Here is a 15,276-nt window from a genome sequence, read left to right as displayed (position 1 = left end):
CTATAAAAATTCACTGAATATTTTCACAGAGTTTAAAATATGCGATAATCATTCCAATTTTTCAAATAAACAGTTGTAAAACATTATTTATGGATCAAATCGATATTCGTGGGGCGAGAACCCATAATCTTAAAAATATTAATCTCACTATTCCGCGCGATAAACTGATTGTTATTACGGGCTTATCCGGTTCCGGTAAATCCTCCCTTGCCTTTGATACGCTTTATGCGGAAGGACAACGCCGTTATGTGGAAAGTTTGTCCGCTTATGCGCGTCAATTCTTATCCTTAATGGAAAAACCTGATGTAGATAGTATTGAAGGGTTATCACCGGCAATTTCGATTGAGCAAAAATCGACTTCCCATAATCCGCGTTCAACAGTGGGAACGGTGACGGAAATTCATGATTATTTACGTTTGCTTTTTGCACGCGTAGGGGAGCCTCGTTGCCCCAATCATGATGTGCCATTGGCCGCGCAAACGATTTCTCAAATGGTGGATAAAGTATTAAGTTTACCTGAAGACAACCGAATGATGCTGCTTGCGCCTATTGTAAAAGGGCGTAAAGGGGAACATGTTAAAACTTTAGAGCAGATTGCAGCGCAAGGCTATATTCGTGCGCGTATTGATGGTGAAATTTGTGATTTATCAGATCCGCCAAAATTGGAATTACATAAGAAGCATACTATTGAAGTGGTAGTGGATCGATTCAAAGTGCGGTCAGATTTAGCCACAAGATTAGCGGAATCCTTTGAAACTGCATTAGAACTGTCCGGTGGTACGGCGAGTGTTGTGGAGATGGATAATCCTCAATCAGAAGAGTTGATGTTTTCTGCCAATTTTGCTTGTCCGCATTGTGGTTATTCTGTGCCTGAATTAGAGCCACGTTTGTTTTCTTTTAATAATCCTGCAGGGGCTTGTCCAACTTGTGATGGCTTAGGTGTGCAGCAATATTTTGATGAAAGCCGAGTAGTACAAAATGATGAAATCTCTTTAGCAAGTGGCGCGGTAAAAGGTTGGGATCGCCGCAATTTTTATTATTATCAAATGTTGAAATCACTTGCCGAGCATTATCATTTTGATATTGAAATCCCCTATGGACAGTTGCCGAAAAAGATTAAAGAAATCTTGATGAACGGTTCAGGAGAGGAAGAAATTCAGTTTACTTACCTGAATGATCGCGGCGATAAAGTGGTGCGTAAGCATCCTTTTGAGGGGATTTTGAACAATATGGCGCGCCGTTATAAAGAAACGGAATCTATGACGGTACGTGAAGAATTAGCAAAAAATATTAGCACGCGTCCTTGTCAAGATTGTTGCGGTTCTCGTTTGCGACCGGAAGCCCGTCATGTGTATATTGGCAAAACGAACTTGCCTGATGTGTCTGAAATGGGGATTGGTGAAGCCTTAGCCTTTTTTGAGAAAATGACCTTGGAAGGACAACGTGCACAAATTGCAGAAAAAATTCTAAAAGAAATTAAAGAGCGTTTGTCTTTTTTGGTGAACGTGGGTTTGAACTATCTGTCTCTTTCTCGCTCTGCGGAAACCTTATCGGGAGGAGAAGCGCAACGCATTCGTTTAGCCAGTCAAATTGGTGCCGGTTTAGTCGGTGTGATGTATGTCCTTGATGAGCCATCTATTGGTTTGCATCAACGAGATAACGAACGCTTACTGAATACCTTAATTCATCTACGTAATTTGGGCAATACGGTCATTGTGGTTGAGCATGATGAAGATGCCATTCGTGCTGCAGATCATATTATTGATATTGGGCCGGGGGCAGGTGTACATGGTGGACAAGTGATTGCGCAAGGTAACGCACAAGAAATTATGGCAAATCCGCAATCTATTACAGGAAAATTCTTATCGGGCGTAGAAAAAATTGAAATTCCGCAAAAACGCACCGCGCTTGATAAGAAGAAATGGCTGAAATTAAAAGGTGCTACAGGGAACAACTTAAAATCTGTGAATTTAGATATTCCAGTTGGGTTATTTACTTGTATTACAGGGGTTTCAGGCTCGGGTAAATCTACGCTCATTAATGATACCTTATTTCCATTGGCGCAGAATGCCTTAAATCGTGCGGATAATATTCATTTTGCACCTTATAAGTCCATTGAAGGATTGGAACATTTTGACAAGGTCATTGATATTAACCAAAGCCCAATCGGGCGGACACCACGTTCAAATCCAGCAACTTATACGGGGTTATTTACGCCAATTCGTGAACTTTTTGCCGGTGTGCCTGAAGCGCGCGCTCGTGGTTATAATGTAGGGCGTTTCAGTTTTAACGTGCGAGGTGGACGTTGTGAAGCCTGTCAGGGAGATGGCGTAATTAAAGTGGAAATGCATTTCTTGCCTGATGTTTATGTTCCTTGCGATCATTGTAAAGGGAAACGTTATAACCGTGAGACGTTGGAAATTCGTTATAAAGGCAAAACGATACATCAAGTTTTAGATATGACGGTAGAAGAGGCGCGCGAGTTTTTTGATGCAATTCCTGTTATTGCCCGTAAATTACAGACTTTAATGGATGTGGGATTGTCTTATATTCGTTTGGGGCAATCTTCTACCACTTTATCGGGTGGTGAAGCACAGCGTGTGAAATTAGCCACGGAATTATCAAAACGAGACACCGGGAAGACGCTGTATATTTTAGATGAACCTACAACAGGTTTACATTTTGCGGATATTAAACAATTATTAGAAGTGCTACATCGCTTGCGCGATCAAGGCAATACGATTGTGGTGATTGAGCATAATTTGGATGTGATAAAAACAGCCGATTGGATTGTGGATCTTGGGCCTGAAGGCGGTAGTGGCGGTGGTCAGATTATTGCGGCAGGAACCCCTGAAGATGTCGCAAAAGTAGAAGGATCGCATACTGCGCGTTTCTTAAAAGCCATATTAGCCAAAAAATAACTGAAATCTGACCGCACTTTGGAGAAAATATGCAAAATAATACAACATTAGCAACCATTTTATCTCACCGTTCTATCCGTCATTTTACAGAACAACCTATTGCGGAAGATGTGTTTCAAACATTGATGCAGGCTGCCATTCATGCCTCGACATCAAATCATTTGCAATGTGTGAGCATTATTCGTGTGACAGATAAAAATTTACGTAAGCAAATCCGTGAATTATCGGGGATGTCTTATGTGGAAAGTTGCCCCGAGTTTATTGTGTTTTGTGCGGACTTTAATAAACATTATCAACTTGAGCCCAATGCGCAATTAGATTGGGCTGAAGTGAGTTTGATTGGTGCTGTTGATACCGGAATTGCAGCACAAAATGTCCTGCTTGCGGCAGAAAGTCTTGGACTTGGTGGCGTATATATTGGTGCGTTACGTAATAATATTGAAGCGGGGCAGAAATTTTGTCTTTACCAAAGTATTGCGTACCACTCGTTGGTATGTGTTTAGGGTATCCAGCTCAAGACCCCGATCTTAAACCACGTTTACCCACAGAATTGTTTTGTTATGAAAATAGTTATCAAGCTTTAGATAAACAGGCATTAGAGAATTATAACGCCGAGTTAAGCGCATATTATCAAGCACGTACTGGTGAAACGCGTATTTGGCAAGATGCAATAACCGGTACGCCCACAGATTTTGCCTTTTTTCAACAAGCAAGGTTTGCTAAAACGTTAATTTTTTTCACCGCACTTATATGATCTATCTCATTATTGCTGTTGCTATTTGGGCGAGTGCATTTATTTTTGGCAAAGTCAGTTACCAGATGGTTGATCCTGCATTAACTGTGCAGCTGAGATTATTGATTGCTATGCTGTTTTCATTGCCATTTTTTGTCCCTGCTTATCGCCGTATTCCTCCCAATTTGAAGGGGCGGATATGGTTATTGGCATTAATTAATTTCCCCATTGTTTTACTATTACAATTTATTGGTTTGTCTTTCACATCAGCCGCCAGTGCAGTCACGATGCTAGGTACAGAACCTTTAGTGGTGGCATTTATTGGGCATTTTTTCTTTAGGCAGACAGCAAAATTGCTCGACTGGATACTCGGTTTGATTGCATTTATTGGTATTATTCTCGTTGTCTTAGGTGGAGAAAAATCTGGCGATGTGAGTTTATGGGGATGTTTATTAGTACTTGCAGGCAGCATGGCATTTGGTTTTACAATTTATATTGGTCGCGATGTCATCAAAGAATACGATGCTAGGGATTTTACTAGTGTCATTATTGTATTAGGGGCTTTGCTGTGCTTGCCGTTTACCGTATTTCTCGTTCATGATTGGACAGTACATTTTAGTTGGCTTGGTATGGGGGGCAATTTTGTATTTAGGCATAGGCTGTACTTGGCTGGCTTATCGTTTATGGAATAAGGGACTATTGAGTACAAGACCTGTAGCGGTGAGTATTATTAATACGCTTGAGCCCGTGTTTGGTGTGATGTTAGCGGTATTTTTCTTAGGTGAACATTTAACTTTTATCACAGGTTTAGGGATGGTACTTGTCATCGGGGCCGCGAGCGCATCAGTACTTGTGCCAACATTACATAGCCATTTACGAAAGCGGGTGTAATCTTGCCGTTAGTGTCTTTAATCTTGTAGGATTTATGCGTATAATAGCCCGTATTTTTAACTTTCTGCTAGCCGATAGGATAGGCGCGTAATGCAATTAATTCGTGGGATGCATAATTTCCGTTCAAAACAACCGAGTTTTGCTCAAGGTTGTGCATTAACTATTGGTAATTTTGATGGTGTTCATTTGGGACATCAGGCGGTATTAAAGCATTTACGCCAAAAAGCAGATAGTCTCAATTTGCCCATGGTGGTGATGGTATTCGAGCCACAACCACGTGAATATTTTCAAGGCAATCAGGCCCCCGCGCGTTTAATGCGTCTGCGCGATAAATTACAGGCATTAGGTGATTTGGGGGTTGATATTGTTATTTGCGTTAAATTTGACCGCGCTTTTGCAGAACTTGATGCCCAAGAGTTTATTCAAGATTGGTTAGTGAAAAAATTCAATGTGAAGTTTTTAAGCATTGGTGATGATTTTCGTTTTGGCGCAAATCGAGTGGGGAATTTCGCATTGTTACAACAGGCTGGCGAGCAGTTCGGTTTTGTGGTAGAAGATAATCGTACTTTTCAATTACATGAGCAACGTATTAGCAGTACCGCTATTCGTCATGCTTTGGCGAATGATGATTTAGTCTTAGCGCAAAATTTGCTCGGTCGTCCTTATCGCATTTTTGGAAAAGTGGTACATGGTCAAAAATTAGGACGAACTATTGGTTTTCCGACAGCCAACATTCGCTTACATCGCCAAGTGAATCCGATAAAAGGGGTTTATGCAGTAAAAGTGCGGTGCACATGCGGTGAGATTTTTACTGGCGTAGCAAATATTGGGCAGCGTCCTACGGTCAATGGTGTGAAGCAATTATTAGAAGTTCATCTCTTTGATTTTAATCAGAATTTATATGGGCAGACGATTGAAGTGGAATTTTGTAAGAAAATTCGTAATGAAATGAAATTCTCTTCAGTGGATGATTTAAAAAAACAAATTCAACAAGATGCGCAAGTCGCAAGAAAGTATTTTCAATAAAATTTTATTTACAACGGTATAAAATATGTCTGAAGTTGATTACAAAAACACATTAAACCTACCTGAAACAGGTTTTCCTATGCGTGGGGATTTAGCGAAACGTGAACCTACGATGTTAAAAAATTGGTACGATAAAAATCTGTATCAAAAAATCCGCCAAAGCTCGAAAGGCAAAAAATCTTTCATTTTGCATGATGGCCCTCCTTATGCAAATGGAAGTATCCATATTGGTCACGCCGTAAATAAAATTTTAAAAGATATTATTATTAAATCTAAAACCGCACTTGGTTTTGACAGCCCCTATATTCCAGGTTGGGATTGTCACGGTTTGCCGATTGAATTGAAAGTCGAAGCTCTTGTAGGGAAACCAAACCAAAAAATCTCTGCGGCAGCGTTTCGTGAGGAATGTCGTAAATATGCGCGCGAGCAAGTGGAAGGTCAGAAAAAAGACTTTATTCGCTTAGGTGTGTTGGGTGATTGGGATAATCCATACTTAACCATGAATTTTGACACGGAAGCAAATATTATTCGTGCTTTTGGTAAAGCCGTTGCGAACGGACATTTATATAAAGGCTCAAAACCTGTTCATTGGTGCTTAGATTGTGCGTCATCTTTGGCGGAAGCAGAAGTAGAATATGAAGATAAGACCTCGCCGTCAATCTATGTACGTTTTGCCGCTGCCGATGAAAGTGCGGTGGAAAAATTGTTTAATTTAACAGAAAAAGGCACGGGTAAACTTTCAGCTGTTATTTGGACCACAACCCCTTGGACATTGCCCTCAAATAAAGCCATTTCACTCAATCCGGAATTAGAATATCAACTTGTTCAATTCAACGATGAACGTTTGATTTTAGCCGCTGAATTAGTGGAAAGCGTAGCGAAAGCGGTAGGCGTTGAAAGCTGGACAGTATTGGGTTCGGCGAAAGGTGAGAGCCTTGAATTATTGCAATTCAATCATCCATTCTATCATTATACGGTGCCGTTTATTTTAGGCGACCATGTAACCACAGACGGTGGTACAGGTTTAGTGCATACGGCACCTGACCACGGTCAAGATGACTATGTGGTTTCACGTAAATACAACATTGGTATGGCGTGTTTAGTGGGCAATGACGGTAAATTTACTAGCCAAACCGAATTTTTTGCAGGCTTAGGTGTATTTGAAGCCAACGGAAAAGTGCTAGAAAAATTGGAAGAAGTCGGCGCATTGCTAAAATTAGAAAAAATCCGCCACAGCTATCCGCATTGCTGGCGTCATAAAACCCCGATTATTTTCCGTGCGACTCCGCAATGGTTTATCGGTATGGAAACCCAAGGTTTGCGCCAACAAGCCTTAAGCGAAATTAAAAATGTGCGTTGGATTCCTGATTGGGGGCAAGCACGTATTGAAAAAATGGTGGAAAATCGCCCTGATTGGTGTATCTCTCGTCAACGTACTTGGGGCGTACCTGTTGCCTTGTTTATTCATAATGAAACAGAACAGCTTCACCCACGTACCGTAGAATTAATCGAAGAAGTCGCGAAGTTGGTTGAGCAAAAAGGCATTCAGGCTTGGTGGGATCTTGATCCAAAAGACTTATTAGGTGATGAAGCGGCAAACTATAGCAAAGTACCTGATACTTTGGATGTGTGGTTTGATTCCGGATCGACTTATTCAAGTGTAGTGGGTTCTCGCCCTGAATTTAACGGCAAAGAAGCGGATATGTACCTTGAAGGTTCAGACCAACACCGTGGTTGGTTTATGTCATCCTTAATGCTTTCAACGGCAACAGATAACAAAGCACCTTACAAACAAGTATTGACGCACGGTTTTACCGTTGATGGCCAAGGTCGTAAAATGTCGAAATCTATCGGCAATATTGTGACGCCGCAAGAAGTGATGGATAAATTCGGTGGCGATATTCTGCGTTTATGGGTGGCGTCAACAGACTATACTGGCGAAATGACCGTGTCTGATGAAATCTTAAAACGCGCTGCAGATAGTTACCGCCGTATTCGTAATACCGCGCGTTTCTTGTTGGCGAACTTAAACGGTTTTGATCCAAAGCGTGATTTAGTTAAACCTGAAGAAATGATTTCTCTTGACCGTTGGGCAGTGGATTGTGCCTTCCAAGCACAAGCGGAAATCAAAGAGGCTTATGATAACTATCAATTCCATACCGTGGTACAACGTTTAATGCGTTTTTGCTCGGTAGAAATGGGCTCTTTCTATCTGGATATTATTAAAGACCGTCAATACACCACAAAAGCGGATAGTCTCGCGCGCCGTAGTTGTCAAACTGCGTTGTGGCATATTGCAGAAGCGTTAGTTCGTTGGATGGCACCAATTCTTTCATTCACAGCCGATGAAATTTGGGGCTATTTACCGGGTGAACGTAGTGAATTCGTCTTTACAGAAGAATTCTATAACGGCTTATTTGCCTTAGATGCGAATGCGGAATTAGATGATGCTTATTGGCAACAAGTCTTAACCGTGCGTAACGAAGTTAACCGTGTGTTAGAACAAGCACGTAACGATAAAGTTATCGGTGGTGGTTTAGAAGCGGAATTAACGATTTTTGCAGATGAAACATTCGCCGGTTTGTTAAATAAACTGGAAAACGAATTACGTTTTGTGGTGATTACTTCAAAAGCTGAAGTGAAACCATTGGTACAAGCTGATGTAGCGGAAGGTGAAGTGAAAGGTTTAGCCATTAAAGCAGTTCGCTCGGCTAACCACAAATGCCCACGTTGCTGGCATTATTCAGACAGCAAAGATGAAAACTCACTTTGTTCTCGTTGCGAAGAAAACGTCAACGGCAATGGCGAAGTACGTAGATTTGCGTAATTCACTCTCGTAGGGGCGAAATATTTTTCGCCCTAATCTTTTGAAATCATTTGGGCGAATATTATTCGCCCCTACATTTTTAGGTGAAATAAATGTCAAAACCTAAATCAGGTTTATCCTTCCTCTGGTTAAGTGCGGTGGCTTTTATCCTAGATTTGCTCACTAAATATGTGGTGACACAACATTTTGAGCTTTATGAAAGTGTGAATATTCTGCCAATTTTTAACTTAACCTATGCACGTAATACCGGTGCGGCATTTAGCTTCTTAGCTAATCATGATGGTTGGCAAAAATATTTCTTTATTGTACTGGCTATGGTCATTTCTGCGGTATTGGTTTATTTCTTAAAGAAAAATAGCACAAGCCAAAAGTTACAAAATTCCGCTTATGCTTTAATTATTGGCGGTGCCTTAGCGAATATGGTGGATCGCGCTTATAACGGTTTTGTAGTGGATTTCTTGGATTTCTACTGGCAAAACTGGCATTATCCTACGTTTAATGTGGCGGATATTGCGATTTGTATCGGCGCAGGTTTATTAGCATTAGATGCGTTCAAAAATCCAGAGAAGAAAAAAGAATGAAGATTATCTTAGCCAATCCGCGCGGATTTTGCGCCGGTGTGGATCGTGCAATTAGCATTGTAGAACTTGCCCTTGAAATTCATGGGGCACCGATTTATGTGCGTCACGAAGTGGTGCATAACCGTTTTGTGGTCAATGGGTTGCGTGAACGCGGCGCGATTTTCGTGGAAGAATTAGACGAAGTACCGGACGGTGCCATTGTGATTTTTTCCGCGCATGGTGTTTCTCAAGCGGTACGCCAAGAAGCCAAACGCCGCGAGTTGAAAGTTTTTGATGCCACTTGCCCATTGGTGACAAAAGTACATATGCAAGTGGCTCGAGCAAGCCGTAAAGGGACAAAAGCCATTCTCATTGGTCATGAAGGTCATCCTGAAGTACAAGGCACAATGGGGCAGTATGATAATGAAAATGGCGGTATTTTCTTAGTGGAAAGCGTAGAAGATATTGCCAAACTCAATATTAAAGATGACAGTGATTTGACTTTTATGACTCAAACCACGCTGTCCCTTGATGATACAGCAGAAGCGATTGCGGCGTTGAAAGCGAAGTATCCGAATATTCAAGGGCCGCGTAAAAACGATATTTGTTATGCGACCACTAACCGTCAACAAGCGGTGCGTGAATTGGCAAAACAAACGGATCTCGTTTTGGTGGTGGGCTCGAAAAATTCCTCTAACTCAAACCGTTTAGCGGAATTAGCAACCCGAATGGGTGTTCAAGCGCGCTTAATTGATGGTGCTGAAGATATCGATCCAAGTTGGCTTGAAAATGTAAATGCGATTGGTTTAACTGCGGGGGCGTCTGCGCCGGAAATATTGGTGCAGTCTGTGATTGCCCACCTAAAAGAACTGGGGGCAACGGAAGTGGAAAATCTGCAAGGCGTTGAAGAAAATATGTTCTTTGAAGTACCGAAAGAGTTACGCGTAAATGAATAAGGTGTCTGGGCGAACAAATTGTTCGCTCATTTTTTATGCCTAAATTATCCCTGTTTTTTACCGCACTTTTTCTATTTTTGTGATCTTCATTCCAAAAGCGCGGTGAATTTATTGTCAGTTTTCACAAAATCCTTGAAAGTACAGGCGTTGAATGCATATTCAACATCATAATCAAGGAGAAACTATGACATCATTGAAAAAATTATTGAGTACCACATTCGTCATTGGTACATTATTGAGCACAAATGCGTTAGCTGAAAATACCCCGGCAACGGCAGCTCCTGCAACGACTGTGGTGCAGCAAGAATCTGTAGCACAAGTTCAACCCCAAGTAGCGGCTATTGGCGATAAGCTTAATATCAATACCGCAACAGTGGCTGAAATCCAAAAGTCTTTGGTTGGTATTGGGGCGAAAAAAGCGGAAGCGATTGTACAATATCGTGAAAAGCACGGTAATTTTACCGCGGCAGAGCAGTTACTTGAAGTGCAAGGTATTGGCAAAGCCACCCTTGAGAAAAACCGAGATCGTATTGCATTTTAACCTACCTTTAACTTTATTAGCGGCATAGGAATATGTCGCTTTTTTGTTATAATGGCAGGCATTTTCAAAAGAGCTTAAAAAAGGAAGAACGGATGAAACAAAAAATTGTGCTTGCTACAGGCAATAAAGGCAAAGTGAAGGAAATGGCGGATGTATTAGCTGACTTTGGTTTTGAAGTTGTTGCACAAACAGATTTAGGTATTGAAAGCCCTGAAGAAACCGGGTTAACTTTTGTGGAAAATGCAATTTTAAAAGCGCGCCATGCAGCAAAAGTATCAGGCTTACCGGCTATTGCAGATGACAGTGGTTTAGCGGTTGAAGCCTTAGGGGGCGCGCCCGGGTTATATTCTGCGCGTTATGCCGGTGTTGAAGGTGATAATGCAGACGCCTTAAATCGTCAGAAATTATTACAAGAATTAGCGGATGTCTCGGTCGAAAAACGTCAAGCTAAATTTGTGAGCTGTATTGTGTTGTTGCAACACGAAACGGACCCAACTCCCATTATTGCGGAAGGCGAGTGTTTTGGTACGATTTTATTTGAAGAAAAAGGCGAAAACGGCTTTGGGTATGACAGCCTTTTTTATAGCCCGGAAAAAGGTTGTACCTTTGCTGAATTGGAAACCTTAGAAAAGAAAAAAATTTCTCATCGCGCTCGTGCCTTAACGGTGCTTAAAGCCAAATTAAAAGGTGAATAATTGACGACTTTAACCTTACCGCCGCTCAGTTTGTACGTGCATATTCCTTGGTGCGTACAAAAATGCCCTTATTGTGATTTTAATTCGCATGGGCAAAAAGGGGAAATTCCCGAACAAGATTATATTCAGCACTTGCTTGCAGATTTGCAACAGGATTTGAGCCATTATGGGGAAAGTATTCAAGGGCGAAAATTAACGAGCATTTTTATTGGCGGCGGAACACCGAGTTTGTTTTCGGCTCAAGGCATTCGAGATCTGCTTGAGGGAGTTCAATGTTTGCTTCCTTTTGAAGAAAAGATTGAAATCACCCTAGAAGCCAATCCGGGCACGGTGGAAGCGGGGCGTTTTAAAGGCTATGTGGATGCCGGTGTGACACGGATTTCTATGGGGATTCAAAGTTTTTCCGATGAAAAACTCCGTGCTTTGGGGCGTATTCATAATGCGCAAGAAGCAAAAAGTGCGGTGGGATTTGCTCAAGATTTATTAGGGCAAGGATTGAAAAGCTTTAACCTTGACTTAATGCACGGTTTGCCCGAGCAAACGGTTGAGCAAGCCTTGGATGACTTACGTCAAGCTATTGCCTTAAATCCGCCTCATTTGTCTTGGTATCAGTTGACCATTGAACCCAATACGATGTTTGCGTATCGTCCACCAATGTTGCCTGATGACGATGCCTTATGGGACATTTTTGAGCAAGGGCATCAACTGTTGCAGTCTGCAGGTTATCAGCAATACGAAACTTCCGCTTATGCTAAACCCGATTTTCAATGCCAACATAATTTAAATTATTGGCGTTTTGGCGATTATCTCGCTATTGGTTGTGGCGCGCACGGAAAATTGAGTTTTACCGATGGGCGAATTATTCGTTTCTCAAAAACGAAACATCCTAAAGGCTATATGCGTGGTGAGTATCGTTATGAAGAAAAAAATGTCCCTGAAACTGACCGCGCTTTTGAGTTTTTTATGAATCGTTTTCGTTTGCTTGAAGCCGTGCCTAAAGCAGAATTTACCTCATTGACGGGATTGGCGGAAAGTGAGGTTAAAAATGAGATTATTTGGGCGTTGGAAAAAGGTTATTTAATAGAAACCGAAACTCATTGGCAAATTACCGAACAAGGAAAATTATTTTTAAATGAATTGCTAGAAAGATTTCTTTCTGAATAGCTATTGAATAATTCTTGAACGTTGCAAACGATTGCTTTTATTGCTTTTTTTATTTGCTAAAAAAATCAGCAAAAAACTTTGATGTTTGTCACAAAATAATGATTTTATATTTGAAATAAATGTTCCATCAGTCTAATATGCCGCACAAAGTTTAGAGCTTATGGTATTTTAAATATCGATAATGATTTATTTAGAATTTCAGTAAGCTAGACGAAAAATATTGTTTCATAAATTGTCTATTTTTAGAACGATCATAAAGATGGCTGGTCAGCCTTTTTACGAATAAATTTCTCTATGAGAAATGGGGTGTTGTTCGTCTAAATTTTCCATAAGTTCAAATAAACTTGAATGAGAAAACTGCTATGGATTATTGCAGTTTGATTTATTATTTTTTGAAAACTTTGGAGAATATTATGTCTATGATCTCTCAATCATCATCTGAACATAATTCAGCAAATCATAAAATGAAATGGAATAAATTTGATATCACGTGGGTATTTAATTTATTTGGTACGGCTGTGGGTGCCGGTGTACTTTTTTTACCGATTAATGCCGGTATGGGGGGCTTCTGGCCGTTGGTGATTATGACTGTGCTTATTATGCCGATGACCTATTTAGCCCACCGTGGTCTTGCTCGTTTTGTATTATCATCAAGTAAACCGGGTAGTAATATTACGGAAGTTGTGGAAGAACATTTTGGACGCAAAGCGGGAATTTTAATTACCTTACTTTACTTTTTCGCGATTTTTCCTATTTTATTAATTTACGGAAATGGCATTACCAATACAGTGGATTCATTTATTGTTAATCAATTGGGGATGGAATCACCAAATCGCGCACTTTTATCGTTAATTTTAATTGCTTCGTTAATTGGTGTAATGTTATTAAGCGAAAAAGCGATGTTGAAGATTACAGAATATTTAGTTTATCCATTAGTTTTCATTTTATTTGCCTTATCTATTTATTTAATTCCGGAATGGAATATGGCGGCAATTTCAGAATATCCTACTTTATCTGAATGTTTAAAAACTTTATGGATTACGATTCCGGTCTTAGTCTTTTCATTCAATCATTCGCCTGAAATTTCCGCATTTAGTTTGTCACAACAACGCGAATATAAAGAGTTTGAATTAACAGAAAAACATGCCAGCCGTACCTTAAAAGGTACTGCAACTGTTTTACTTTGCTTCGTCATGTTCTTTGTATTTAGCTGTGTATTAACGCTTTCACCGGCGGAATTGGCGGCGGCTAAAACACAAAATATCAGTATCTTATCTTTCTTAGCCAATAAATTTGATAATCCATATATTTCCTATTTTGGTCCGTTTGTTGCCTTTTTAGCGATTACTAGCTCATTCTTTGGGCATTATCTTGGTGCCAAAGAAGGTTTAGAAGGGTTATTCTTAAAACTTCGTCAAGATAAGAAAGCGATTCCTGCTCGCAAATTAAATTATGGTGCAGCGGCATTTTTCCTAGCGACATTATGGGGTGTTGCAATTATTAACCCAAGTATTTTAGGTTTAATTGAATCTTTAGGCGGTCCAATTATTGCCATGATTTTATTCATTATGCCGATGTACGCCATTGCAAAAGTTCCGGCAATGAAACGTTATCAAGGGAAATTAAGTAACATTTTTGTTACAATAATGGGCTTAATTGCGATTTCTGCCGTAGTTTACGGTTTGTTCTAACCAACTATTCTAGGCAAACGGTATGTTTGTCTAGATTTTTTAGGGGATAGTATGATTAGTGTATTTGATATGTTCAAAATTGGGATTGGCCCTTCTAGTTCGCATACGGTAGGCCCGATGCGTGCAGGGAAACAATTTTTGGACGATTTAGTAGAACGTGATTTATTAACGCAAATTAACCATATTCAAGTGGATGTTTATGGTTCCTTATCGATGACAGGGCGTGGGCACAGTACGGATATTGCCATTATTATGGGATTAGCCGGTTCTTTACCCCATGATGTGGATATTCAACATATTCCACATTTTATTAATGAGGTTAAAAAGACCGCACTTTTACCGTTAAACCATGGTGAGATGAGCGTGAAATTTGATTTTGAAAAAGATCTGATTTTTAACCAAAACTTTTTGCCATTGCATGAAAATGGGATGCGAATTCGTGCGCTGAAGGATGAACATCTTGTGTATGAGCAAACCTATTATTCTATTGGTGGTGGGTTTATTGTGACAGAAGCAGAATTGAAAGCCCAATCTGCACAAACAGAAACAGCCCAGGAGAACATTCCATTCCCTTATAAAACCGCTGAAGATATTTTGCGTCATTGTGAAGAAAATGCCTTGCCATTTTCAACAGTGATGTGGGAAAACGAAAAAACCTTACATGGGAAGGAAGCCACAGAAGCCTATTTAGCTTCTATCTGGCAAACCATGAGTGATTGTATTCAGCATGGTTTGAAAACAGAAGGGGTGTTACCGGGTCCATTAAAAGTAGCTCGCCGCGCACCGGGGCTCTATCGAATGTTGCAGTCGCATGCCAGTTTATCTAATGATCCGATGAAAATTATTGATTGGGTGAATTTATTTGCACTTGCAGTGAGTGAAGAAAATGCAGCAGGTGGGCGAGTGGTTACTGCGCCAACCAATGGGGCTTGTGGTATCGTGCCTGCGGTTTTAGCCTATTATGATAAATTTATTTCACCACTCAATGCGGAAACTATTGAGCGCTATTTATTAACCTGCGGCATGATTGGATCCTTGTACAAAATGAATGCGTCTATTTCAGGGGCGGAAGTAGGGTGTCAAGGTGAAGTTGGGGTTGCTTGCTCAATGGCGGCAGCAGGTTTAACAGAAATTATGGGGGGAAGCCCAATTCAGGTGTGTATTGCCGCAGAAATTGCGATGGAACATAACCTTGGTTTGACTTGTGATCCCGTGGGGGGGCAAGTTCAAGTTCCTTGTATTGAACGCAATGCGATTGCGGGGGTAAAAGC

At 40.6% G+C, this 15,276-nt stretch carries 12 protein-coding genes and 1 pseudogene; all 13 read left to right on the top strand.

The genetic code is table 11. From position 1 onward, the window contains the following. Window positions 1-89: 89 nt before the first annotated feature. A complete protein-coding gene (uvrA, locus tag Q0O89_RS06545) occupies window positions 90-2,921 on the top strand; it encodes an excinuclease ABC subunit UvrA (RefSeq protein ID WP_293730912.1) in 2,832 nt (943 codons plus the stop codon). Between the two features lie 29 nt (window positions 2,922-2,950). Continuing rightward, a pseudogene (gene nfsA, locus Q0O89_RS06540) lies at window positions 2,951-3,652 on the top strand (oxygen-insensitive NADPH nitroreductase). A gap of 19 nt (window positions 3,653-3,671) precedes the next feature. Next, complete coding sequence (locus Q0O89_RS06535) at window positions 3,672-4,346, top strand: DMT family transporter (protein WP_293730910.1); 675 nt, start codon at window positions 3,672-3,674, stop codon at window positions 4,344-4,346. After that, complete coding sequence (locus Q0O89_RS06530; protein WP_293730909.1) at window positions 4,252-4,545, top strand: EamA family transporter; 294 nt, start codon at window positions 4,252-4,254, stop codon at window positions 4,543-4,545. Before Q0O89_RS06535 ends, Q0O89_RS06530 begins: the two co-directional genes overlap by 95 nt. A 90-nt stretch (window positions 4,546-4,635) precedes the next feature. Next, on the top strand, window positions 4,636-5,571 hold the full coding sequence (ribF, locus tag Q0O89_RS06525) for a bifunctional riboflavin kinase/FAD synthetase (RefSeq protein WP_293730908.1): 936 nt from the start codon (window positions 4,636-4,638) through the stop codon (window positions 5,569-5,571). Window positions 5,572-5,596: 25 nt separating this feature from the next. Continuing rightward, the gene (gene ileS, locus Q0O89_RS06520) at window positions 5,597-8,398 is read left to right on the top strand and encodes an isoleucine--tRNA ligase (RefSeq protein WP_293730906.1); all 2,802 of its coding nucleotides are present in this window, start codon (window positions 5,597-5,599) and stop codon (window positions 8,396-8,398) included. A 92-nt stretch (window positions 8,399-8,490) separates the two neighbouring features. After that, window positions 8,491-8,979 carry a signal peptidase II gene (gene lspA / locus Q0O89_RS06515; RefSeq protein WP_293730905.1) on the top strand — a complete coding sequence of 163 codons (489 nt, stop codon included), beginning with the start codon at window positions 8,491-8,493 and terminating at the stop codon, window positions 8,977-8,979. Further along, a complete protein-coding gene (ispH, locus tag Q0O89_RS06510; RefSeq protein ID WP_135709283.1) occupies window positions 8,976-9,914 on the top strand; it encodes a 4-hydroxy-3-methylbut-2-enyl diphosphate reductase in 939 nt (312 codons plus the stop codon). Before lspA ends, ispH begins: the two co-directional genes overlap by 4 nt. A gap of 184 nt (window positions 9,915-10,098) precedes the next feature. Next, window positions 10,099-10,455: a helix-hairpin-helix domain-containing protein gene (locus Q0O89_RS06505; protein WP_293730904.1), complete on the top strand. Its 357-nt coding sequence runs from the start codon at window positions 10,099-10,101 to the stop codon at window positions 10,453-10,455. 92 nt (window positions 10,456-10,547) lie between these two features. After that, on the top strand, window positions 10,548-11,150 hold the full coding sequence (gene rdgB, locus Q0O89_RS06500; RefSeq protein ID WP_293730903.1) for an RdgB/HAM1 family non-canonical purine NTP pyrophosphatase: 603 nt from the start codon (window positions 10,548-10,550) through the stop codon (window positions 11,148-11,150). After that, the gene (gene hemW / locus Q0O89_RS06495; RefSeq protein WP_293730902.1) at window positions 11,151-12,314 is read left to right on the top strand and encodes a radical SAM family heme chaperone HemW; all 1,164 of its coding nucleotides are present in this window, start codon (window positions 11,151-11,153) and stop codon (window positions 12,312-12,314) included. Window positions 12,315-12,733: 419 nt separating this feature from the next. After that, on the top strand, window positions 12,734-14,005 hold the full coding sequence (locus Q0O89_RS06490) for an HAAAP family serine/threonine permease (protein ID WP_293730921.1): 1,272 nt from the start codon (window positions 12,734-12,736) through the stop codon (window positions 14,003-14,005). Between the two features lie 51 nt (window positions 14,006-14,056). Further along, window positions 14,057-15,276, top strand: a 1,220-nt coding sequence (locus tag Q0O89_RS06485; protein WP_293730901.1) for an L-serine ammonia-lyase, incomplete at its 3' end; no start/stop codon positions are given.

This window comes from uncultured Actinobacillus sp., assembly GCF_945915845.1.
Classification (GTDB): Bacteria; Pseudomonadota; Gammaproteobacteria; order Enterobacterales; family Pasteurellaceae; genus Exercitatus.
The sequence above is the reverse complement of the archived record's forward strand: the minus strand, read 5'-3'. Positions and strand labels throughout refer to the sequence as shown.